The organism is Candidatus Pelagibacter sp. (assembly GCF_052049815.1).
In the GTDB taxonomy this organism is placed as follows: domain Bacteria; phylum Pseudomonadota; class Alphaproteobacteria; order Pelagibacterales; family Pelagibacteraceae; genus Pelagibacter.
In genome coordinates this window covers 1-21810 of sequence record NZ_JBNGZG010000008.1, presented here as the reverse complement: position 1 = coordinate 21810, position 21810 = coordinate 1, and the positions used below count along the sequence as shown (strand labels likewise).

The window sequence follows — 21810 nt, the reverse complement described above, 5'->3', positions numbered from 1 at the left end:
AGAATTAATTTGCAAATAAAGTTTCTGGTAACCATAAAGCAATACCTGGGAAAATATACATTAACACCATAGCAAAAATAACAATTGCTAAGAAAGGCATAATTCCTCTAAATATATCCATCAATTCAACATTTTTTGCCTGCACACCCTTTAAGTAATATGCTGACATTGCCATGGGTGGTGTTAAAAATGAAGTTTGAAGATTCAACGCAATTAACATTGCAAAGAAATATGGATTTACTCCAAAAAATTCTACTAATGGTAAAAATATAGGCACAAAAATAATTAAAATTTCTGTCCACTCTAGAGGCCATCCTAATAAAAATATAATCAACTGAGTAATAATTAAGAATTGCCAAGGCTGTAAGTTAAGAGATTTAAAGAAATGTTCAAAAACTTCATGACCTCCCAAATAAGAAAATACTGATGCAAAAGTCCAAGATCCAATAAACAGCCACATAATCATAGCTGTTGTTTTTGCTGTTAAAAATACAGACTCTTTGAAATTTTTCCATTTTAAAGTTTTATAGAAATAAGAAAGAACTAATGAACCAAATGCACCTACCGCTGCTGCTTCTGCAGGAGTTGCAATACCTGCTAAGATAGTTCCTAAAACTAATATGATTAATGAAAACAATGGTAAGAAAGAAACCAAAACTTCTTTCATAATTACTGCTGTTGGCGGTATTTCCTCAGCTTTTGGTTTTGGATCTATTGAAGGATTAAAATAAGCTCTAGTGATTGCATATATTATATAAAGCCCAGCTAACATTAAACCTGGGAAAATAGCGGCTGCAAATAATCTTAATGGAGACAATTGAGCAATTACCGAATAAACTATTAACATAATGCTTGGTGGAATTAAAATACCAAGACATCCACCAGAGCAAATTATACCTGATGCAAATTTTTTGTCATAACCAGCTTTAACCATTGCCGGCCAAGCTAATAATCCCATTAAAGTTACTACAGCACCTATAATACCTGTGGCTGTTGAAAACAGAGCACATGTAATTAATGCTGCCACTGCCATAGAAGCAGGTAACCTGTGTGACGCTAATCTGATTGCAAAAAATAATTTTGCTACAATACCTGCACGTTCAACAAGATAACCCATAAATAAAAATAAGGGGACCGCTGTTAAAACGTTGTTATCCATAACAGTGTATGTGTTTTGAACAAAAAGTTGGAATATTCTATTATCAAATAAATGTTCCATTTTAGTTGGATCAAAATAAGCGTAATATCCAAATCCAAGACCCATAGCCATTAGTGTAAAAGCAATAGGAAAACCCAATAGAACTGCAAATAAAAACAGTCCCATCATCATGATTGCAATCTCTGGATTTGTTAAACTAAATAACATCTTCTTTGTTTCCTTCCTGAGAAGTTCTCATTAAAATTTTTTCTGTTTCTTCAGCATCACCCTGGGCATTTCTTTCTGGCCATGAACCTGTTTGAATACAGATTATGCATCTAAACACTTCGCTTACTCCTTGAATAGATAAAAGAGCGCCAGACAAAGGTATTAAAGATTTTGCCATATAAATTTGTATTTGTGCTGGGCTATTCCAGCTTGTTTCTTTTATTTTCCAAGCTAAAGCAGCGTATTCGTAACCATAAAATGCTAGAGCCAGAACACCTGGAAAAAAGAAAATAAAGTATAAAACAATATCTATCCATGCTTGTGTTCTTTGTGAAAATAATCTGTAAATCACATCTCCTCTTACATGCGCTTCTGTACAAAGTGTGTAAGCTCCAGCCATCATAAATATTGCTCCGTACATTTGAAGACTGAAATCAAAATTCCATAATGTGGGTGCATTTAAAGCATAAGCCATAAATACTTCGTAACAAGTTCCACCCATTAAAATCACAATACACCAAGAAAAAGCTTTACCCATTGAAACACTCAATCGGTCAGCAAATTTAATGTAGGATCTCATCATAAAGGACAATTAATAATGTATTGTAACTAATAATCAAATAAAAAAGGGGGGCAAAAGCCCCCCTTTAAATCATTTTAAATTAAACTAACTACAGCTTAACTTTTCCAATTGGACCAAACTCATTTTCGTACGCAAGTTTGTAATTCGGCTGATTCATTAGTAAGTATTTCATTACTCTCTTAGCGTAAGCTTTTTGTGAATCAACGATCTTCTTAAAGAATGGGTCTTTCTTATTGAAATCACCAATTACTTTATCCCAGCCTTTTAATTGCTCAGCTAGGATCTCGTCCGATGTTTGGTAAACATTTACTTTGTGCTCGTTCATTAACTTAGCTAAGTCAGCTGAGTATCTTACAAGAGCTTTAAAGTAGTTATCACTGTTTGCAGCGTAAGCAGCATTTTTCAATATTGCTTGGTGTGCAGGTGATAAACTGTTGTATGTTTTTTTGTTAACCGGTATTTCAAACATCTCTTGTGATTGGTGGAAACTTCCTAAGTGATAATGCTTAGAAACGTCTTGCATACCAAACTGAGAGTCTGAAGTTGGGTTGTTAAACTCAGCAGCTTCAATCAAACCAGTTTTCATTGCTGGTTGGATTTCACCACCTGGTAATTGTCTAACTACCATTCCCATTGCTGTAAGAACGTTAGTTGCAAGACCAACTGTTCTGTACTTCATACCTTTTACATCAGATACTTTAGTTACGTTCTTTTTGAACCAACCAAAAGGCTGAGCAGGCATTGGCATATGGAAGAAACCGATGTAATCGAAACCTACTTTTGCTAAAGTTTCATCGTACAGTTTTCTACCTCCACCGTACTCCATCCATCCCATTACTTCTTGAGATGACATTCCGTATGATGGACCTGTTCCGAATAAAGAAGCTGCTGCATTCTTTCCGTACCAGTATGCAGTCACCCAGTGACCCATATCTACTACACCTGAACTTACAGCTTGTCCGATTTCAGAAGTTTTTACAACTGCACCAACTGGTTGTAGATCGATCTGTAAAGATCCACCTGACATTTCTTTAACCATGTTACAGTAGTCCCCTGCCATTTCAAAAAAGATGTTTGCACCTGATGGCCATGCAGCTTGCATCTTTAATACTTTAGCGTGAGAACCAGCAGTTGCGATGTTTGGCATAGCAACTGTTGCTGCAGCTACAGCACCAGCTTTAGCAGCAGTCTTAAAGAACTTACGTCTTGAAGAAGTTGAATTCTTCAATGATTTTTTTTCTTTAATCATATTTCTCCTTGTTATTTTTAGTTAATTAACCAGCGGGCATCTAACCAAAATACGACTTTAGAATCAATTTAAAATAGGTGTGCAATAGTAGGTAATTGTAACTTTATTCAACTTTAAGGTGTATTTTAATTATTTTGAAATGTTAAACTTGCCCAATAGCTTATCCAATCGGAAGATAAATTTAATTCGGGCTTATCTTTTGCTTTAAAAACTAAAACTGAATTAATTAAATAAACTCTCTCTTTAAATGTAGTTAAATTAAACTTTCCTTCATTATCTGTTTTTAATTGTTCAGTTAAAATTTCGCCGTTTTTATTTTTGCTGAATATTTCAACAGGCCAATTTTTTACTAACTTACCATTATGAAAAACACCAAACTTTAGTAAGTTTTTATCAACTTTGCCCAAAAGGATTATTTCAAAATCTAAAGTAGGCTTTTCAACAAAAAAACTTGAATTATCAAAATTTAAGATTGTCTTTGCAAATCTTTTATAATGTTCGGTTGGAATTTTATTTTGGTCATAGTTTTTGATAATCGCAGTTAGATTTTGCTCTTCTAAAAAATTCTCAAAACCCTTTAAACTTCGGTATTTAAGAAGTGTAAAATTATTAACATAAGTAAAAATATTAAATTCTTTAGAAATATTAAAAGTAAAAGCTGGAAAACTACCATCTTTCTGTTCAAGATTTATCCTGCCTTCTTTATTGTTTTCTTTATACAATTTGTCTTTAAATTTTTTTTTAAAACCAAACTCTGTTCCTATGAATTCTGTACCAATTTTTATATGAATGATTGAACTATCAGAGCCTGTATTAAAATTTTCAGGTTCTAGCCAAAATTCATGAGCATTAGCATTTAAAGAAAATGATAAAAATAAAAAACTTTTGATGATAATAATTATTCTAAATAAGTTTTTCATCTTCATATACACAACATTTTTCTGCTGGAATATAAAGATTTACCTCATCATTTGAAATAGGTTTTTCTCTTTCAATTTTAGATTTTATTGTAAAATTTTTCATTGTGGCGGTAAGTAATTTAAAATTACCAAAATCTTCAACCTTTTGTACTTTAGCCTTAACAGTATTATTTCCTTCTTTGTCTGCTAAATCAATAAATTCTGATCTAATTCCTAATTTTATATTTTTGTTTTTTACTTTTGATAAATTTGTATTTGTTTTTATTTTTATATCACCTACTTTTACCTCAGTTTCTGATGCAACCTCCGACTCGAATAAATTCATTGCAGGTGATCCAATAAAATAACCTACAAAAGTAGTGTTTGGTCTTTCAAATAAATCTTTAGGGGAACCTGTTTGTACAACCTCACCTTCGCTCATTACAATTATATTATCTGCAAAAGTCATAGCCTCATTTTGATCATGAGTTACATAAACTAAAGTTGTTTTGTACTGTTCATTAATCTCTTTTAAATTTCTTCTTAATCTAAATTTCAAATCAGGATCAATTACTGTTAAAGGTTCATCCATCAAAACTGCAGCAACATCCTCTCGCACAAGGCCTCTACCTAAAGATATTAATTGTTTTTGATCAGCTGTTAATTTTCTTGCTGGTAAATCTAAATAAGAATTTAAATTCAAAGTTTCTGCAACTGAGTTTACTCTTTCATCTATTTTAGATTTTGCAAAATCTCTGCATTTTAAAGGAAATGCCAAATTTTCAAAAACTGTCATCGTGCTGTAAATAACTGGGAACTGAAATACTTGTGCTATATTTCTGTCTTCTGTTTTTAAATCTGTAACATCTTTGTTATCAAATAATATTTTTCCTGCTGATGGACGTACAAGACCAGAAACAATATTGAGCATAGTTGTTTTACCACATCCAGATGGTCCTAAAATTGCATATCTATTTCCATCTTCCCACGTCATTGAAAAAGGATTTAATGCGTAAATCGGATTAGGATCGTTTGGATTATAAGAGTGAGAAATATTACTTAAATCTATTTTAGCCATTTTTACTCCTAAATGGTGAAGAAGCTAAATCTCCGTTTGAATTAAACGCATAAGCTTTTTCAATTTTAAAATTTATTTTTACTTTGTCATGAATTTTAAAATTCATTACTTCTTCAATCGACATGATTAGTTTTGTGTTACCTTTTTTTAAATGAAGAAGAGTTTCCGAACCACTTATTTCAGCTAACTCAACTTCAAACTCATATCCTTTTTCGTTTAATATAATATCTGAAGATCTAAGCCCAATTTTAAAACTTTTATTATTTATATTATTAAAATGTTTTGGCGCACTAATTGATATACCCTCAAAACCTACTTCACTTTCTAAAATTTCAGCATCAATAATATTCATAGGCGGATCATTTGAAATTTCAGCCACCTTTAAAGAGTTAGGATTTTCAAAAATTTCTTTTGCTGGACCTACTTGCAAAACTTTTCCTTCATCTAATACAATCACCTCTCCATTTAACTCCATAGTTTCTCTTGGGTCTGTTGTAGAATAAATCAGAATAGTTTCATCTGATAATCCCTTTGAAAATAGGTTTTTGAATTCTTCTCTTAATTGTTCTCTTAATTTGTAATCTAAATTTACTAGCGGTTCGTCTAATAATAAAATTTTTGCATTCTTTACTAATGATCTAGCTAGTGAAACTCTCTGTTGTTGTCCTCCCGAAAGTTCTTGAATTTTTCTATTCTCATAACCAGACAGTCCTACAGATTTAAGAGCATCTGTAACCTTTTCATTTATTACATTTGTTTCCATTTTTCTTTGTTTCAAAGGAAATGCAACATTTTCAAAAACATTTAAATGAGGATAATTTATAAACTGCTGGTAAACCATAGCTACATTTCTTTCCCATACAGGCGTTTTAAGAAAATCTTTTCCATCAAAATCTATTTCTCCACTATCTGGTGTTAGTAGACCAGCTATCGTTTTAAGTAATGTTGTTTTACCGGATAAAGTTCTGCCTAAAATTGTATAAAGATTTCCATTTTTAAAATTAAAAGATACATCATTTAAATGAAACTGATCTGTTGGTTTATAGGATAAATTTTTAGCAACCAGATCCATTATTTAATAGCTCCTGATAAATTTCCTTTTGACAAATACCTTTCAACTATAAATGCAACGATGATTAAAGGTGCAACAGATACTAATGCTGATGCAGATAAACTCCACCAAGGAGTTACTGATGAATTTAAAGCCACAATTTTAACTGGTAATAACTGAACTTCTGTAAATGTTAAAATAAATGCAAAGAAAAAATCAATCCAACCAAAAATAATACAAAACATACCAGCAACTATTAAGCCTGGTATTGAATTTGGTAGAACTACTTTTAAAAATGCTTGATAAGGATTACATCCATCTATTAATGCAGTTTCATCTATTTCTTTTGGAACCTTATTAAAGAAATCAACCATGATCCAGACAGCTATTGGCATTAATAAGACTATGTAAACAACAATTAATCCTGAAAGACTATCAAGCAAATCTATGGAACTTAAAAATAAAAAGAATGGGATCGATAAAACAATAGGAGGCATAATTCTTTGAGATATAAAGAAGAATGTAATGTCATTATTTTTTACAAACCCAGCTTTAAATGTATATCTTGATAATGCATAAGCTGACAAAGTTCCAAGAATAATACTAATTAAACTTGCTGTACATGTAACGAACAAACTATTGAAATATGGTTCTACAATGTCCACACCTCCTTTAGCTGGAGATTTTATTAAAACTTTCCAACCTTCTAAATTTGGTTCAAAGTCAACCCAAGGAATATAAGTTACTCCCGCATTAACAGATTGAAAATCTTTAAATGATGTTGTTAACGCCCAAAGAAATGGTGCTACTACAAATATTGTCCAAAAAACTATAAAGAAATATTTTAAAAATATATAAAGTTTATTCATCGTTTATTCTTTTAATAGCAGTTTTGTTAAAACTTTAGCAATGATTGTTAAGCTTATGATCATTATAATCAAATATGTAAATGACATTGAAGCTGCATAACCCATTTGAAATTCCCTTAATCCTTTAATGAAAATATAAAAGCTTGAAGTCTCTGTTGAAGTTCCAGGACCACCTGAAGTTAAAACATAAACTGTATCCATAATTTTAGACGCTTCAATTAATCTAATAATAATTGCGCCTATTGATATTGGAGCCATTAAAGGAAATGTTACATAAATTAATTTTCTCACTGGACTAGCACCGTCAATAGCAGCAGCTAAAAAAGGTTCTTTTGGTAGTGATAATAATCCTGCTAACAATAATAAAAACATAAATGGAGTCCACTGCCAAACTTCAACGATGATTACCGTAAACTTTGCGATAACTGGATCTGTAAGCCATTTAGGTGATACACCAAAATTAGACAAAATATCATTTACTGGTCCAAGCGACTCGTGAAAGAAAGTTCTCCATATTACAGTCATGATGACTGGTGTGGTCATCATCGGAATTAAAAACAAAACTCTAAAAAATCTTTTAAATTTTATATCTTTCCAAACCATATGTGCTAAAGCAAAACCAATCACATATTGAAGAATTACAGTTGTTACTGATAAAAAACTTAATCTAAAAAATGATTCCCAAAATCTAGGATCATCTGTAAATAATCTTATATAATTTTCTAAACCAATAAAATCTAATCCAGGATTATAACTATTCCATCCTGATAAACTTAACCTTACTACAAATATTATTGGAAAAATTAAAATTCCTATAAGCACAAATAAACCAGGAAACAAAAAAAAGTATTTATGCTTAAAGTTCATGTGTAAAATTGGATTATATAATTTTTGTTTAATGTGGCCATTAATTTTAATGGCCACATAAAGTTAGTTAACTATAGTTCGTTGTCTTCCATTTTGACACCAACAGCATAGGCTTTTTGTACTGCTTTTTTACCTACTCTGCTTACAATTGCTTCCCACTCTTTAGCAACTTCATCTAATGCAGCTTGAGGAGACAATTGTCCTGCAAGAGCTTTTGAAGTTCCTGTAGCTACAGCACTTGTAAATTCAAATACACCTGGAACTCTTAGAGGGAAAACTCTGTTGTTACTTTTTTCCATATCTAAAAGTGTTTTAGTGTAACTGTTAGCGATCTCTGAATCCCAACCCATGCTATTAATATAAATGTTAGGGTCAAAGTCTGAGTTCTTAAATGGGTTAACACCAAATCTACCAATTGCTAAATCAGCTTGGTGGTTTGCACCATTAGAAAAGAAGCATAGATAATCAAAAGCCATATCTTTTACTTTGCTTTTCTTCGCAACACCTACTGCCCAACCCCAAACGATGTATGGAGCTTGGTTAAATTGGTTTTCCCAGCTATTAGAAACTCTGTTCCAAACTCTGTCTGAACCTGGAAGTGGAGCCGCACCTACTTTATTTTTAATAGGACTATCATCTTGCATTGCAGCGATGAAAGCATCATCCCATGAAAAACTAAATAAAGTTTGTCCACCACCAAATGATCCAATTTCATCACCTAGACCAAAGTTAGTTCCTCCTGGAGGAACGTATTTAGTAGCTTCAACCCAATCAGTTAATGCTTCAACAAATCCTGGATTATTGATATTTGGTTTCATAGTTTCTAAATCAAAAAAGAAACCACCTGGAGTTCTAGGGTTTTTAGCATATGCAACTGATCTGCTGAAAAAAGCGGCAAACATTAAGTCATCTTTTTTCATAACTTCAGCTGAACCATATTCTTTTTCACCGTCTCCATCCCAATCCCAATCATTGAAATATTTAGCCATTTCACCATACTCTTTCCAAGTTCTAGGTACTCTTAGTTCTTTACCAGTGTCAGCTTTATATTTTTTCTGCATTTCAGGATTATCGATGACATCTTTTCTATATTTTAAATAGTGTCTGTCACCATCAACTGGATATTGATACATTGTACCATCCCATGAAGACACACCCATATGAGATTTAGTTACATCTTTCATCTCAGGTGAATTCATGTACTTTTTGGGTACTGGTGCTAAGTATCTTTTCCAATCATTAATGAAATTAGAAAATCCAAACACAATATCGTAAGGTGCTTGTCCAGCTTGAAATGGAACCATTGCTTTAGAGTACAAATCACCTGCAGGTGTATGTGTAACTTCAACTTTAGCACCAGTTAATTTTTCAAACTGTTCAGCATGTAGAGCTGTTGGCTCTCCCATTACTGGAATTGCGTGTGTATTGATTTTTAGAGTTTTCCCACTGTAGTCCTTTTTAGACATTTCTTCGTAAGAACACATTCCAGGAATATCTCCAGTCGCTTTGATATGTGGAAATTGATCACTCCACTTATCAGCGTACGCAACAGGACTGAATACCATTAATCCTGATAAAAGAGCTGTTGCGAATGTTTTTATTGTCTTCATCTCTTCTCCTTTTTATTATTATGGAACTAAGACTGCACGACCTTTAACTTTACCTTCGTTTAAGTCATGAAGTGCTTTGTTAGCATCATCTAATTTATATTCTTGCATAGAAAGCTTAACTTTTCCTCTGTCAGCTAATTCCATCAATTCATATAACTCAGACCACGTTCCTACTAAATTACCTACAATTGTTTTCTCAGAAATAATTAAATCAACTGCTAGAGATTTAATTTCTTCCCCATATCCAACAATGTAATAAAAACCACCATTAGAAGTCATTTGAATTCCCATGGCTGTAGATCCTTTTTCACCAACAAAATCGATTACAGCTTCAGAACCTTTTCCTTTTGTAAGTTCTTTTACTTTTTCGATTTCATTACCATCAATTAAAACTCCGTGATCGCCACCAAGTTCCATTGCATGTTTCAATGCTTTTTCAGATTTTTCTACAATAATAATATCTGCAGCACACATTGCTTTTAAACATTGAATTGCAATATGTCCTAAACCACCAGCTCCAATTATCGTACAGCTTTGACCTGGCAACAAATGTCTTGTAGCTTTCTTTACTACTCTGTAAGCAGTTAAGCCAGCATCTGAAAAAGGCGCAACATCTTTTGGTGCTAAAACTTTTGGAAGTTTGATTAAATTTCTAACACTTGTTTTTAATAATTCAGAATATCCACCTTCTTTAATACTTAAACCTGGAAATGCACCTCCAGCAGCATGCATATCATTACCTCTTCTGCAGTCTAAACATGTGCCATCTGTTCCCGATATTAATGGGTGAAGAATCACTGGATCACCTTTTTTAAAATCAGTAACGTCTTTACCAACATCTTCAACCCAACCTGCATTTTCATGACCCATTACACATGGTAATAATTCGCCATCAGGATCTTGAATATGTTTCCAAACTCCTTCAATAATATGTAGATCAGTTCTGCAAACACCTGCAGCACCAATTTTTACAATTACATCAGAAGCCTTTTCAATTTTTGGATCAGGCATTTCTTTATTAGTTACCCAGGTCTGTTCTTTCATCTCTGGGTCATATTTATGTAAAACTTGAGCTTTCATATATTTTATCTCCCTCTAGTAGGAAGACTATTAAATTTAGAGAATTTAAAGGAGTCAAACTGATTGAAAGATGTTCAGAAAATTAACATATACAACCTACGGTTGGTTGTTTAAATTATTAAAAAAATTTAATGTTGGGCATGCCAAATTTATCAACGGTAGAAAAAGAGTTTAAGACAATCTTAAAAAAAAGAGAAATGTTAACCGCTAACATGAACTCTGAAATTTCAGACAGCTGGGCAAGATGTATTTCTAACGGTTTAGATCCATTTAAACGACCAAAGAGAAGTGTAATATCATTTCAAGAATTAGAAGAAATTAGACAAAAAAAAGAGAGCATAAGAAAAATTATTATTCCAGAATTAGAACTTTTATATTCTCAAGTTGCTGGCACGAATTTTATGGTAGCCTTCTCTGATAATGAAGGCTTAGTTTTAGATACAATTTACGACAAAACATGTTTAGATGGGGATGTAGGAAAAGCAGTAATACCTGGATCTATATGGTCAGAAAAAGTTTGTGGAACAAATGGTCTTGGTCTAGCAGTTGCGTTACAGAAACCAACTATAGTTTCTGGCAAAGAACATTTTTTTACTAATCATGAAAAAATTTCATGCTTTGCAAGTCCCATAATCAATCATGAAGGAAAAACAGTTGGAATAATTGATGCATCAACTGATGCAAGGTCAAGAGAACAACATACTTTGGCATTAGTAAATCTTGCAACAAGAAGTATTGAAACAAAATTATTTATTGAGCAATTTAAAAGTGAATTAATTCTAAATTTCCATCCAAGACAAGAATACTTATCCACTACCAGCGTAGGCTTGTTAGCAATTAATGGTGACGGAATAATAGTAGGATCAAACTCTAATGCGAAAATTATGTTACATGGTTTAATGGATATTAGGAATCAAGATTTTAATAATATCTTTACGGAGTCATTTTCATCGATAGCTAGCAATATACTGAACAATAAAATTATTAAAGTTACTGACTATTTAGGTTCATCAGTATTTGTTGTCAAAAATCAGAATTATAATGGTGAGAATAAAAAACAGATCATTCAAAATATAAAAACATATGCTTGTGAAGATTGCAAAGATGCAAAGATGAAAAGAGAAAAATGCATATTAATAAAATCTACTTTTGCACAAACTCAAAGTATATCTAAAACTGCTAGAAGGCTAGGTATATCTAGAACAACTGTTTATAAACACTTGAATTAATTTTTGCTTTTAAACAAAAAGAACAGATAAGAAAAAAACGATGTCAATAATACAAACGACATTGCAATTTTAAATGAATTTTCCTCAGAAATATTTATTTTCATACCTAAATCAATAATCAAACCTATTACCCATTGTAAAACAAAAGCTCCAACAAAAAGAAGCAAATTAAATGATGTTAATGCCTTACCAGCATTATTTAATGGAAATGCCATTCCAACAGCTGGCTGAGTTAAAGATAAAAATATTGAACTAATACCAAAAATTGCCCAATGAATTGCTCCTGCTTTAGAACCTAATAAAATTATTACAACTAAAACAATTAAATTTAATGGAGCTCCCCATCTTAAAAGTTTTACTGCATCAGAAATATTTTTAGAAAACCTTGGTATGTAATAACCCCAAAGTAAAAAAGAAAATAACAAACTAGAATAAAGTAAAAATAAACCCCTAGCACTTTCCTCAGGTGTATATCCTGAAACTCTTGTTAACCATGGTCCAGCCCATAATGTTTGAATAGCAAAAAGACTACCATAATTAAAAAAGCCCATAGGAACCAAGCTCTTGAAAAAATCGTTATTCCAAATATCACTCAACTTCCCTTGCTTTGAGTTTTGATCAAAATTTGAATTTTCCCATTTTGGAATAAATAAAACGATCAAAACAATACAAATAAATGTTATTATTGCTAAATTTGTAAAAACACCTCTCCATCCAATACTTGGTAATAAATACTGTACAGGTAAACTAGAAGATAACATACCGATTGCCCCTACCATCAACATCCACGAATTTGATCTTTGTTGTGTCTCGTCTTGAAACCAAACTCGATAGGCAGTCAGTGGGCCCATCAAACATGCTCCTACTCCGATCCCAATTAATAGTCTTGATAACAACAATATTTGAAAGTTTTTTGCATTAGCAAATAATATTATTCCTACTATTGTTAATAATAAAAAATAAGAAACAATTTTTTTAGGACCTTTAGAGTCTAATAAGTATCCTAATGGAATTTGAACACTAGCGAAACCTAAAAAATATGCTCCACTTAATAATCCTAAATCTCCTGCAGATAAATTAAACTCTGAGACTAATTCTGGTGAAATTGTTGCATTAATTGCTCTAAGTAACGTAGAAATGAAATAACCAAGAGCAAAAACTAAAAAAATTATTATAGCTTTTGATTTTGTTAAAACTGGTTTTGGCATTCCAGTTTAATTTACTTTATTTTTGCAATTTCCTGTCTTGAAAAATTCATCAAGGTTGTCTATCGCTAAGTTACCCATTGCTATTCTTGTATCCTTAGTGGCACTTCCTAGATGAGGTAAAATAAATACAGATTTAATTTTATTATATCCTGGATTTAAATTGGGTTCGTTTTTATAAACATCTAAACCTGCTGCATAAATTTTTCTTCTATTTAAAGCATCAATTAATGCCTCATCATCTACTATATCACCTCTTGCAACGTTAGTAATAACTGCACCTTTTGGAAAATATTCTACTGTTTCTTTATTAATCATATTTTCAGTTTCTTTAGTAGCTGGACAACAAATAGAAAGAACATCAGATACAGAAAACAAACTCTTGATATTGTCGTGGTAAACAGCGCCTTGCTCTTTATCCTCACTCAACTTTGATCTATTATGGTAATGAATCACCATACCTAAAGACCTTGCAATGTTTGCAATTTTTTGACCTATTCGACCCATGCCTAAAATTCCTAAACGTGTACCTGTAAGCTGTTTACCAATTAAATAATCTGCAGACCATTTCCAGCCACCTTCTCTAGCAGATTCTATTCCTTCGGAAGCTCTTCTGCATGCTCCTAAAATAAGTAATATTCCAATTTCAGCTGTTGCATCAGATAAAACCTCTGGAGTATTTGTTACAGCTATTCCTCTTTTTTTAGCAGCTTCTAAATCTATGTTTCCAAAACCAACTGCAAAATTTGAAATTATTTTTATTGAGTCTGGAAGTTTATTTATTGTATCAGCATCCATCTTTTCAGTTAATGATGACAGAATTCCATCACAACCTTCACTCATTTCAATTATTTTTGATTGTGAATATAGTTCGTCGTTAGTATTAAATTTTGCATCAAATAATTTTGCAGCTTTATCTTCGCTTTCTCTAATTAATTTTCTTGTAACTAAAATTTTTTTCATAGCTCTCCTATTTTAAAACCTCTGGTTTTGGACCACCTGTATACCAATCTAAAACTTCAATTGTATGCAAAATTGGAACTTTAGTACCATGAGATATTTGTGTAATACAACCTATATTTCCTGTTGAAATAAAATCTGGATTTAAACTCTCTATATTATTAACTTTTTTCTTTAATAGTTGTTTGGCAATTTTTGATTGTAAAATATTATATGTTCCAGCTGACCCACAACAAATATGACCCTCTGGAATTTCCATAATCTCATTATTAGTCTTTTCTAGTAATGAAATTGGTTGAGCATGAACTTTTTGACCATGTTGCATTGAGCAAGCAGAATGATAGGCAACTTTATATTTTTTATCTTTAATTATAATATCAAGTTTTAAACTTTCGAAAAGATACTCAGAAACATCTTTGGTTAGCGATGATATTAATTTTGCTTTTTTGCTTAATTCTTTATCATCTCTAAAAATAAATCCATAATCTTTCATAGTTGTTCCACACCCTGAAGTATTAGATAAAATTGCATCTAAATTGCCTCTCTTGTGTTCTTCATACCAAGTATTTATATTATTTTTAAAGTCTTGATGCGCATCATCTTCTTTGCCCAAATGATGATTTAACGAACCACAGCAATGTATTTGTTTTGGCACAATAACCTCAACCCCGTGTCTGTTTAATAATCTTATTGTTGCTTCGTTAATTTGTGGAGAAATTTCTTTTTGCACACAACCGGTTAATAAAGCAACTCTAGCAATTTTATTTTTTCCTTTCGCTTTATAAATTTCTTGAACCGGTAAAGTTTTTTTTGGAAATGATGTTGGCATTAACTCAATCATATCTTTAATAAGAGTCATAAATAAAAATTTAAATGGCTTGATAAGTTTCACACCATAACTTGATAATTTAAAAATTTTTACATTTGGAAGAGTAATAGATAAGAAATATCTTATAAGTCTATCAAACAAAGGTCTTTTGTAATTTTTTTCAATATATTTTTTTCCATGATCTATTACGTGCATATAATTAACACCTGCTGGACATGTAGTCATGCAACTGTAACAAGATAGACATCTATCAATATGCTTAACCACTTTCTCATTGGGTTGCTTATTATTTTCAAGCATGTCTTTAATCAAATAAATTCTACCTCTTGGACCATCTAATTCATCACCTAACAATTGATGTGTAGGTCATGTTGCATTACACATTCCGCAGTGAACACATTTTTTAAATATTTTTTCTGTAGATTTATTATCAGAGTCTTTTAATTGTGGTTCTGTAAAATTTGTTTGCATTATACTCCTCTATACATCTTGCCTGGATTAAATACCCTCTTAGGATCAAAACTTTGTTTTATTTTTTCTGAAATGATCAATCTTGTTTTATCTATTGTAAAAATAGTTTCTTCATAATCATAATCTTGAGCTGGCTTAATAATAGTAAAATATCCGCCAAGTTTTATAGCTAATTCTTTCATCTCTTTAATTTTGTTATTTTTTTTTGATGGAACCTCAATCCAAAATAAAGCACCACACCAATCAATATAATATTTAAACTTGCTTCCCAAATGTTTCATCATTTCAATACCTGACGCAGGTTCTATAACTAAACGTATAAGATTATTTTTTGTTTTAGAAAATAATTCTAAGTTATTAACTTTTTTCCAAAATGGAGCTGATTGATAACTTTCTAAAATTACACTTTTAAATTTATCTAATTCTAACTCTTCACTTATACTTTTTATTTTTTCTCCTACTGAAATTTTATCTCCTTCAACTCTCAACGCTAAAAATGAATTCTTAACTTCTAAATCATTAAATTTAAAAACTTCATTCTTATTTTTTTCAATATCTGTATCTTCTGGTTCACTTGGAATAAAAATGGCACCAGAAACTTCGCTACTAGAATCTGATATTTTATCAAATATATCATAAACTTTGCTTGGATCATCAACATCAATAACAATTGTATTTGATATCTTTTTTTTTGGTAAAACCTTAAGGGTTATTTCTGTAAGAGCAACCAAAGTGCCGAACGATCCAGCAACTAGCTTTGATAAATCATAACCCGTAACATTTTTCACTACTGTTCCACCTGATTTAATTATTTCTCCTTTTCCATTCACTCCTCTAAAACCAAGTACATGATCTCTAACACTTCCTACTTTAAATCTTCTTGAACCAGCATAATTACAGGCAAGATAACCACCAATTGTCCCTTTATTTGATTTACCATTTTCAATAAATCCAAAATCAATTAATTCAAATGCTAATTCTTGTTCATTTTTCTCTAATTCTCTTTCAATATCTTCTATCAAAGTGTTTGCTTTAACTTTGATATACAGTTCTTCTGGATAATATTCGATAATTCCAGATAGTTTTGATAATGAAATTTTATTCGCTGCTTGTGTTTTGTTTCCAATAAACTTTTTTGAATTTGATCCTATTAATTCTGCTGAAGAATTTTTATCAAAAATATCCTTTACAAGAATAGAAACTTCATTCTCATCATTTGGAAAATAGGTATTATTAGAATCTTGGAAGATCTGGGAATTTGTTCTTACTTGTGTGGACATGAACCCTTCCTTCCTCTGCACATTTTCTTAGAATTGGATAAACCTTTCCAGGGTTTAATAAATTTTTTTCATCTAAAGATTTTTTAATATCGAGTTGTTGCTGAATATCTATATTATTAAACATTTCACACATTAGTTCTCTTTTTTCTATTCCAACTCCATGTTCTCCAGTAATAACTCCACCTAATTTTACGCAAGTTTTTAAAATTTCAGCTCCAAATTCCTCTGTTTTTCTTAACTGTTTTTTGTCACTGCCATCAAACATAATTAATGGGTGTAAGTTTCCATCGCCTGCATGAAAACAGTTTGCAACGGGTAAATCATATTTTTCAGAAAGTTTTTTTATTTCGAGAAGAGCTTCTGCAAGTTTTCCTCTTGGTATAACTCCATCCATACAATAATAGTCTGGAGCCATTGCTCCACATGCTGGAAACGCTGCTTTTCTACCAGTCCAAAATTTTAATCTTTCTTGTTCATTTTTACTAAGTTTTAAACTTGAGCAATTATTTTTCTTAGAAATTTCACTTACTTTTTTTAATAACTCATTTACTTCAGACTCTGTTCCATCAAGCTCTACAATTAAAAGTAGTTCTGCATCTCTTGGATATCCTGCTTTACTAAAGTTGTCAGTTGCTTCAATTAATGCTCTATCCATAATTTCCATACCTGCCGGAACAATTCCGCTTGAAATTATTTCTGATGCTGCATCACCACCTTCTTTAATTGAAGGAAAACCAATCAATGCAGCTTTAACTACTTGTGGTTTTTTTAATATCTTTACTGTTACCTCTGTAACAACTCCTAATAAACCCTCGGATCCACAAATTAATCCCATCAAATCATAACCTTCTTGATCTAATGCTTTTCCACCAAATCTACAGATGGTTCCATCCATCATTACCATTTCAACACCAAGAATGTTATTTGTAGTTGTTCCATATTTAAGTGAGTGTACTCCACCTGAATTTTCAGCAACATTACCTCCAATAGAGCAAGCTAATTGACTAGAAGGATCTGGTGCATAATAGAAGCCTTTGTGTTGAACAGCATGCGTTATTCCTAAATTTGTTACACCTGGTTGTGTAACGACACATTTATTTGGAAAATCTATATTTAAAATTTTATTAAATTTTCCCAAACCAAGAATTACTGCATCTTGTAATGGTAATGCTCCTCCAGATAATCCTGTGCCAGCACCTCTTGGAATTACTTTAATATTTTCTTTATGACAATATTTTAAGATTTCACTTACTTCATTAGTATTTTCAGGTAGCACAACTGCTAAAGGTGTTTGAGTGTATGCAGCTAGCGCATCCGTCTCGTATGGTTTGATTTCATCTGCATGACTTAAAACATTTTCTGGATTTGTCAGCTTACATAAATTTTTAACAATAGAACTTTTGTTATCTATCGTTTTTTGATCAATTTTTGGTAAAGCTAACTCCATTTATTTATCCAAGCATTTTTTTAATATTATCAATTGCTTGAGAAATATTATCTTGTGATGCAGCAAAACTAAATCTGACATAATCGCCCGAAGTTTTACCAAAAGCAGTTCCTGGTACTATTGCTACACCTGCTTCATGCATTGCTTTATGACAAAATTCCTCACCATTCATACCTGTTCCAATTACCTTAGGAAATGCATAAAAAGCACCGCCAGGCAAACTACACTCGACACCTGGAAGACTGTTTAAACCTTCGTGAATTAGTTTTCTTCTTTGAGTAAATTTTTCCATCATGTGATGAATTGAGTCATCTGGACCATCTAATGCAGCAATACCAGCAAACTGGGCAGCAGCATTTACACAAGAAACACTGTTTATTAAAAGTTTATTAACATGTTCAACTAAATGCTCAGGCCAAAAACTCCATCCTAATCTCCAACCTGTCATTGAATAAGCTTTACTCCATCCTTCTAGGACAATTAGTCTATCTCTTAATTCTGGGTAATTAAAAAAAGTTGGCATTTCTTTACCATCAAAAATTTGTCTGCTGTAAATTTCATCACTAAGAATTGTTACATGTGGATGCTTCTTTAATCCCTCTGCTAACTTATCAATTTCTGACTTTTCTACGAAACTTCCAGTAGGATTATTTGGGTTAATTAAAATCAACAATCTTGTTTTGTCAGTGATTAATGAAAGAATTTTATCTGCACTAAATTTTAAATCTTTGTCTTCAGTTAAATCATAAGGAACAGCAGTAGATCCAGTATAATTAATCATCGACTCATAAATAGGAAACGCTGGAGTTGGATGAATAATCTCAACACCTGGTTCACCAAAACATTGGATTGCATAATGCATAGTAGGTTTTCCACCGGGCATGATAATTATTCTTTCTGGATCTATGTCTTGATTATAAAGACTCTTAATTTTTCTTGTTACGGATTGACGACACTCTAAAATACCGTTTGATAATACGTATCCATGATGACCATCATCTAAAGCTTTTTTTGCAGCTTCAACAATATGCTTAGGAGTTTTAAAATCAGGTTGCCCTAACCCTAAATGGATCATGGGTTTGCCTTGTGCTTCAAGTTTTTTTGCTCTGGCCAAAACGCTAAATGCAGTTTCAGTGCCTAATCTATTTAAACTTTCAGCTAATTTCATAATTTATCTCCTATATATTATTTTTGTTCTATTTAATTCACTCAAATTTTTACAACCCATTAAAACCATATTTCTATTTATTTCATCGTGCATATTTTGAAGTAACTTTTCTACTCCTGGCTGACCAGCTGCTCCCAAGGCAAATAAAAACATCCGACCAAAACTACACGCTTTTGCCCCAGCTGCAAGTGCTTTTAACACATGAGTGCCACGCCTAATTCCACCATCTAATATGATTTCTAACTTATCTCCTACTGCATCTGATATTTCTTTTACTTGATCAAAGGGAGATCTTGATCCATCAAGTTGTCTTCCACCATGATTAGAAATCATGATTGCTGTGCATCCAATGTCTATTGCTCTTTTAGCATCTTCAACTGACATAACTCCCTTAAGTGCAAAAGGCTTACCCCATTTTTTCACACAGTATTCAGCATCTTTCCAGCTCATTGCTGGATCATATTGTTCATTGATATATTCAATCACAGACTTAGCAATATTTGTTCCCTTATCTGTTTTTGTTGCAACATTTGCTAATGAAAATTTTTCATGAGTTAAATAATTAAAAACCCATTTAGGGTGCATTGCAAAACTCATTAAACTCTGCAATGTAAGTTTGGGAGGTGTTGTAAAACCTGTTCTATGATCTTTCTCTCTATTACCTGCTACTAATGTATCAACAGTTAAACACATTCCATCAAAATTTGCTCTCTTACATCTCTCGATAAGATCATCTGTAATTCCAGTATCTTTATGTACATACAATTGAAATAACTTTGGACCGCTAGATACATTTGCAATTTCTTCTATTGTTGTGTTTGCCATTGTTGACATACTATAAAAAGTCCCAAATTTTTCTGCAGCTCTCGCAGAAGCTTTATCTCCCTCATGGTGGTATAATCTTTGCATAGCTGTCGGTGATAAAAATATTGGCATATCAATTTTTTTTCCAAAAACAGTTGTAGATAAATCTGGCTTTCCAACACTAGCCAAAACATTTGGTACTAAATCACAGTCGTTAAATGCATCAGTATTCCTTCTTAAAGTTACTTCATCGTCTGAGCCACCATCTATGTAATGAAAAATTGGTGATGGAAGATTTTTTTTTGCTAATTTTCTAAAATCTGTAAAATTGTGACAATCTTTTAAATTCATTTCTTAAACTAAAATTTTTTAAGAAAATTAAACATATAACTATTTGCACCTGGATTTTTGTCTCCTAAACTTGCATTAGATAGATGATTATATGAAAAACCCACAAAACTTTCTTTTGGTAAGTTCATAGATAATTGTAATTCAGTTTTAAATTCTAGCGCATGTCCTAAATCTTTGCCATCTCCTTCATTATAATAACCAGGAGCAAAACTGGGATTAAAATTTAAATTGCCGAGATTGTACTGGGCCTGAACTCCTGTATAAAAATAACTAGCACTATCTGCTGTCATCATTGCGCCAGTAATTGGAGATAAATTTCCTAAAAATGTATCTCTATTTAAATCCTCGTTTTGATGTTGAACACCAAATAATTCTGACTTCTTTCCATCATCACTAAAATCAAACATTCCGGTATAGAAATTTAACTTAGTTGAATCGGTCTCAATTTTACTATCGTCTGCGCTAACAATATTAATTAAACCAAAGCACGCACAGATAGAAATTGTCATTACTTTTTTTTTCATCACAGCTAATATGCTCATAAATTTCTAGTTTTCAATTTTTTAAATATTATGACACCACCTATAAAAAATAACAATAAAGGTAAAATCCACAAGATATATGTATTTTTTGTTAATTCAGGATCATACAATATCCAGTTTCCATATTTTTTTTTTAAAAAAATGTAGATTTCCTCTTCTTCCATTCCTTCTTTCAATTTGTCTTCAACAACTAACTTCAGGCTATTAGCAAATTCAGAGTCAGAATCATAAACAGACTGTCCCTGACAAATTAAACATCTAAGATTTTTTGTGATCTCAATTTTTAGCTTATCGTTTTGTATTTCCCCATGTGCAGTTGAAATATTTATTAATAATAAAAAAATTAAAATTTTTTTCATTGGCTTAAAATTTTTTTAATTTCCTGAACATTGATTTCATTTATTGGTCCTGTATATTTTTTAACAATCTTATTATTAAAAACTATAAAAGTTTCTGGTACTCCATAAGCACCCCAATTTATTGATAATTTTCCATTGTCATCATTAAGAATTAAATCATAAGGGTTGCCTAAATCATCAAGAAAATTTTCAGCATTTAATTTTAGATCTTTATAATTTATTCCAATCATTTTAAGTGAATTGATATCATTTAATTCTAACAAATATTTATGCTCTAATTGACATGGTGCACACCATGATGCCCATATATTAATTAAATAATATTCATTAAGCATAAAATCTTTACTTGAAAAATTTTCATTTGATTTAAAAATTTTTGCCTCAAATTCTGGAATGTTTTTATTCAAATTTACGTTTGGCGTATAAATATTTGTTTGATTAAGACTTTTGTAAAAAACAAAAAAAATAAATATTAAAAAGAAGAAAACTAAAAATGGAACAATATTATTTTTC

At 31.5% G+C, this 21810-nt stretch carries 20 protein-coding genes and 1 pseudogene; 1 reads left to right on the top strand and 20 read right to left on the bottom strand.

The window, feature by feature from the left end; translation table 11 throughout:
- Positions 1-4 precede the first annotated feature (4 nt).
- From ACTT9D_RS02610 to ACTT9D_RS02565, 10 genes are all read right to left on the bottom strand, one after another.
- Positions 5-1366 (bottom strand): TRAP transporter large permease, encoded by a 1362-nt coding sequence (locus tag ACTT9D_RS02610; RefSeq protein WP_440930314.1) that lies wholly within the window; start codon positions 1364-1366, stop codon positions 5-7.
- Complete coding sequence (locus ACTT9D_RS02605; RefSeq protein WP_157720915.1) at positions 1356-1946, bottom strand: TRAP transporter small permease subunit; 591 nt, start codon at positions 1944-1946, stop codon at positions 1356-1358. The genes ACTT9D_RS02610 and ACTT9D_RS02605 overlap by 11 nt, the downstream gene beginning before the upstream one ends.
- Before the next feature lie 91 nt (positions 1947-2037).
- A complete protein-coding gene (locus ACTT9D_RS02600; protein ID WP_014954025.1) occupies positions 2038-3198 on the bottom strand; it encodes a TRAP transporter substrate-binding protein in 1161 nt (386 codons plus the stop codon).
- 125 nt (positions 3199-3323) lie between these two features.
- The gene (locus ACTT9D_RS02595; RefSeq protein WP_440930313.1) at positions 3324-4118 is read right to left on the bottom strand and encodes a DUF4198 domain-containing protein; all 795 of its coding nucleotides are present in this window, start codon (positions 4116-4118) and stop codon (positions 3324-3326) included.
- Positions 4102-5175 carry an ABC transporter ATP-binding protein gene (locus ACTT9D_RS02590; RefSeq protein ID WP_440930312.1) on the bottom strand — a complete coding sequence of 358 codons (1074 nt, stop codon included), beginning with the start codon at positions 5173-5175 and terminating at the stop codon, positions 4102-4104. Before ACTT9D_RS02590 ends, ACTT9D_RS02595 begins: the two co-directional genes overlap by 17 nt.
- A complete protein-coding gene (locus tag ACTT9D_RS02585; protein WP_440930311.1) occupies positions 5168-6247 on the bottom strand; it encodes an ABC transporter ATP-binding protein in 1080 nt (359 codons plus the stop codon). Before ACTT9D_RS02585 ends, ACTT9D_RS02590 begins: the two co-directional genes overlap by 8 nt.
- On the bottom strand, positions 6247-7095 hold the full coding sequence (locus ACTT9D_RS02580; protein WP_014954021.1) for a carbohydrate ABC transporter permease: 849 nt from the start codon (positions 7093-7095) through the stop codon (positions 6247-6249). The genes ACTT9D_RS02585 and ACTT9D_RS02580 overlap by 1 nt, the downstream gene beginning before the upstream one ends.
- Positions 7096-7098: 3 nt before the next feature.
- Positions 7099-7962, bottom strand: a complete 864-nt coding sequence (locus ACTT9D_RS02575; protein ID WP_440930310.1) for a carbohydrate ABC transporter permease — start codon at positions 7960-7962, stop codon at positions 7099-7101.
- 71 nt (positions 7963-8033) lie between these two features.
- Positions 8034-9572 (bottom strand): extracellular solute-binding protein, encoded by a 1539-nt coding sequence (locus tag ACTT9D_RS02570; RefSeq protein WP_440930309.1) that lies wholly within the window; start codon positions 9570-9572, stop codon positions 8034-8036.
- An 18-nt stretch (positions 9573-9590) separates the two neighbouring features.
- Complete coding sequence (locus ACTT9D_RS02565) at positions 9591-10652, bottom strand: NAD(P)-dependent alcohol dehydrogenase (RefSeq protein ID WP_440930308.1); 1062 nt, start codon at positions 10650-10652, stop codon at positions 9591-9593.
- A 140-nt stretch (positions 10653-10792) separates the two neighbouring features.
- Between ACTT9D_RS02565 and ACTT9D_RS02560 the strand changes: the two genes are divergently transcribed.
- The gene (locus tag ACTT9D_RS02560; protein WP_440930307.1) at positions 10793-11881 is read left to right on the top strand and encodes a GAF domain-containing protein; all 1089 of its coding nucleotides are present in this window, start codon (positions 10793-10795) and stop codon (positions 11879-11881) included.
- Here ACTT9D_RS02560 and ACTT9D_RS02555 read toward each other — a convergent pair.
- The 10 genes and pseudogenes from ACTT9D_RS02555 to ACTT9D_RS02510 form a co-directional block, all read right to left on the bottom strand.
- Entirely contained in the window at positions 11878-13089 is a 1212-nt protein-coding gene (locus ACTT9D_RS02555) for an MFS transporter (RefSeq protein WP_440930306.1), read from the bottom strand. The two genes, ACTT9D_RS02560 and ACTT9D_RS02555, sit on opposite strands and share 4 nt — an antisense overlap.
- 6 nt (positions 13090-13095) lie before the next feature.
- Positions 13096-14049, bottom strand: a complete 954-nt coding sequence (locus ACTT9D_RS02550; protein ID WP_440930305.1) for a 2-hydroxyacid dehydrogenase — start codon at positions 14047-14049, stop codon at positions 13096-13098.
- A gap of 7 nt (positions 14050-14056) precedes the next feature.
- A pseudogene (gene glcF / locus ACTT9D_RS02545) lies at positions 14057-15346 on the bottom strand (glycolate oxidase subunit GlcF).
- On the bottom strand, positions 15346-16626 hold the full coding sequence (locus ACTT9D_RS02540; RefSeq protein ID WP_440930304.1) for an FAD-binding protein: 1281 nt from the start codon (positions 16624-16626) through the stop codon (positions 15346-15348). The pseudogene glcF and the gene ACTT9D_RS02540 overlap by 1 nt, the downstream one beginning before the upstream one ends.
- Positions 16580-18073, bottom strand: coding sequence for an FAD-linked oxidase C-terminal domain-containing protein (locus ACTT9D_RS02535; RefSeq protein ID WP_440930303.1), 1494 nt, complete (start codon positions 18071-18073; stop codon positions 16580-16582). The genes ACTT9D_RS02540 and ACTT9D_RS02535 overlap by 47 nt, the downstream gene beginning before the upstream one ends.
- A 4-nt stretch (positions 18074-18077) precedes the next feature.
- The gene (locus tag ACTT9D_RS02530; RefSeq protein ID WP_440930302.1) at positions 18078-19241 is read right to left on the bottom strand and encodes a pyridoxal phosphate-dependent aminotransferase; all 1164 of its coding nucleotides are present in this window, start codon (positions 19239-19241) and stop codon (positions 18078-18080) included.
- Between the two features lie 3 nt (positions 19242-19244).
- Positions 19245-20396 (bottom strand): alpha-hydroxy acid oxidase, encoded by a 1152-nt coding sequence (locus ACTT9D_RS02525; RefSeq protein WP_440930301.1) that lies wholly within the window; start codon positions 20394-20396, stop codon positions 19245-19247.
- Positions 20397-20404: 8 nt separating this feature from the next.
- Positions 20405-20938, bottom strand: coding sequence for an acyloxyacyl hydrolase (locus tag ACTT9D_RS02520; RefSeq protein ID WP_440930300.1), 534 nt, complete (start codon positions 20936-20938; stop codon positions 20405-20407).
- On the bottom strand, positions 20935-21297 hold the full coding sequence (locus ACTT9D_RS02515; protein ID WP_440930299.1) for a cytochrome c-type biogenesis protein: 363 nt from the start codon (positions 21295-21297) through the stop codon (positions 20935-20937). The genes ACTT9D_RS02520 and ACTT9D_RS02515 overlap by 4 nt, the downstream gene beginning before the upstream one ends.
- A partial coding sequence (locus tag ACTT9D_RS02510; RefSeq protein ID WP_440930298.1) for a DsbE family thiol:disulfide interchange protein occupies positions 21294-21810 on the bottom strand: 517 nt, incomplete at its 5' end. The genes ACTT9D_RS02510 and ACTT9D_RS02515, both read right to left, overlap by 4 nt.

Excerpts from the sequence above, each read along its gene's own strand:
- ACTT9D_RS02530 (WP_440930302.1), bottom strand. The coding sequence starts at position 19,241 with ATGAAATTAGCTGAAAGTTTAAATAGATTAGGCACTGAAACTGCATTT.
- ACTT9D_RS02555 (WP_440930306.1), bottom strand. The coding sequence starts at position 13,089 with ATGCCAAAACCAGTTTTAACAAAATCAAAAGCTATAATAATTTTTTTA.
- ACTT9D_RS02515 (WP_440930299.1), bottom strand. The coding sequence starts at position 21,297 with ATGAAAAAAATTTTAATTTTTTTATTATTAATAAATATTTCAACTGCA.
- ACTT9D_RS02575 (WP_440930310.1), bottom strand. The coding sequence starts at position 7,962 with ATGAACTTTAAGCATAAATACTTTTTTTTGTTTCCTGGTTTATTTGTG.
- ACTT9D_RS02525 (WP_440930301.1), bottom strand. The coding sequence starts at position 20,396 with ATGAATTTAAAAGATTGTCACAATTTTACAGATTTTAGAAAATTAGCA.
- ACTT9D_RS02595 (WP_440930313.1), bottom strand. The coding sequence starts at position 4,118 with ATGAAAAACTTATTTAGAATAATTATTATCATCAAAAGTTTTTTATTT.
- ACTT9D_RS02565 (WP_440930308.1), bottom strand. The coding sequence starts at position 10,652 with ATGAAAGCTCAAGTTTTACATAAATATGACCCAGAGATGAAAGAACAG.
- ACTT9D_RS02550 (WP_440930305.1), bottom strand. The coding sequence starts at position 14,049 with ATGAAAAAAATTTTAGTTACAAGAAAATTAATTAGAGAAAGCGAAGAT.
- ACTT9D_RS02520 (WP_440930300.1), bottom strand. The coding sequence starts at position 20,938 with ATGAGCATATTAGCTGTGATGAAAAAAAAAGTAATGACAATTTCTATC.
- ACTT9D_RS02600 (WP_014954025.1), bottom strand. The coding sequence starts at position 3,198 with ATGATTAAAGAAAAAAAATCATTGAAGAATTCAACTTCTTCAAGACGT.
- ACTT9D_RS02585 (WP_440930311.1), bottom strand. The coding sequence starts at position 6,247 with ATGGATCTGGTTGCTAAAAATTTATCCTATAAACCAACAGATCAGTTT.
- ACTT9D_RS02560 (WP_440930307.1), top strand. The coding sequence starts at position 10,793 with ATGCCAAATTTATCAACGGTAGAAAAAGAGTTTAAGACAATCTTAAAA.
- ACTT9D_RS02580 (WP_014954021.1), bottom strand. The coding sequence starts at position 7,095 with ATGAATAAACTTTATATATTTTTAAAATATTTCTTTATAGTTTTTTGG.
- ACTT9D_RS02610 (WP_440930314.1), bottom strand. The coding sequence starts at position 1,366 with ATGTTATTTAGTTTAACAAATCCAGAGATTGCAATCATGATGATGGGA.
- ACTT9D_RS02540 (WP_440930304.1), bottom strand. The coding sequence starts at position 16,626 with ATGTCCACACAAGTAAGAACAAATTCCCAGATCTTCCAAGATTCTAAT.
- ACTT9D_RS02535 (WP_440930303.1), bottom strand. The coding sequence starts at position 18,073 with ATGGAGTTAGCTTTACCAAAAATTGATCAAAAAACGATAGATAACAAA.
- ACTT9D_RS02590 (WP_440930312.1), bottom strand. The coding sequence starts at position 5,175 with ATGGCTAAAATAGATTTAAGTAATATTTCTCACTCTTATAATCCAAAC.
- ACTT9D_RS02570 (WP_440930309.1), bottom strand. The coding sequence starts at position 9,572 with ATGAAGACAATAAAAACATTCGCAACAGCTCTTTTATCAGGATTAATG.
- ACTT9D_RS02605 (WP_157720915.1), bottom strand. The coding sequence starts at position 1,946 with ATGAGATCCTACATTAAATTTGCTGACCGATTGAGTGTTTCAATGGGT.